Origin of the sequence: Roseimaritima sediminicola (genome assembly GCF_009618275.1) — a bacterium.
GTDB classification, from domain to species: Bacteria; Planctomycetota; Planctomycetia; order Pirellulales; family Pirellulaceae; genus Roseimaritima; species Roseimaritima sediminicola.
The window spans coordinates 1-652 of sequence record NZ_WIAD01000148.1; the positions used below are offsets into that span (position 1 = coordinate 1).

General features: G+C 59.8%; 1 protein-coding gene. It reads right to left on the reverse strand.

All coding sequences use genetic code 11. From position 1 onward, the window contains the following. Positions 1 to 652 (reverse strand): IS66 family transposase (locus tag GE027_RS22650; RefSeq protein WP_162006906.1); only part of this gene is annotated, 652 nt, incomplete at both ends.

A 652-nucleotide genomic window follows, 5' to 3' on the forward strand; every position in this document is an offset into this window, starting at 1 on the left:
ACGACTTCGACACCGATCGAAGCGTCGAAGCGATCGCCCTCGACCAGGCCGGTGGGGCGCTCGGGACTGACGATGCCCTGTGACTTATCTGCCGGGTGAGCGTATTTCGCGTACTTCGTTACGCGGACTTTCAGTTCCGCCGCGATGCACTCGAGCGTTTCGACTTCGTCGTAACCGATCAGCTTGAGACCCTCACGCCGGTCCTCGGGGAGGTCGACGATCTTTTCATATCGCGGCAGGTGCTCGGGGAACTTGCGGTCACTGCGAGCGGGCCGGTGCCGTCGTCGCTTCTTCTTGGTCTCTTCGGCGTCGTCGACGATCTTGTGGGCGTCGCGAATCGCGTCTTCCAGCGCGCTGACGACCTCGGGAGTAGGCTCATCGCCCAGGTCCAGCATCAACTGACCTTCGCCGTCAATCCGTCGTTCGCTCTTGCGGCCGTAGAGCTGCGAAAGAAGCTTCTTGATCGTCAGTTTCAGTTCGACAAGCTTCTTGTCGAGCTCGTCGTGGTTGGCCTTCAGTTCCACAACCGAGTGGGCTTGTTCTTCGATCAACTTGTCTTTGAGCGACAGCTCTGTGGCCTGCTCACCGACTTGCGATTGCAGCTTTGCGATCAGCTGATGGCAGGCGTCGACGTCGGTTGGAAGAGGCTGCG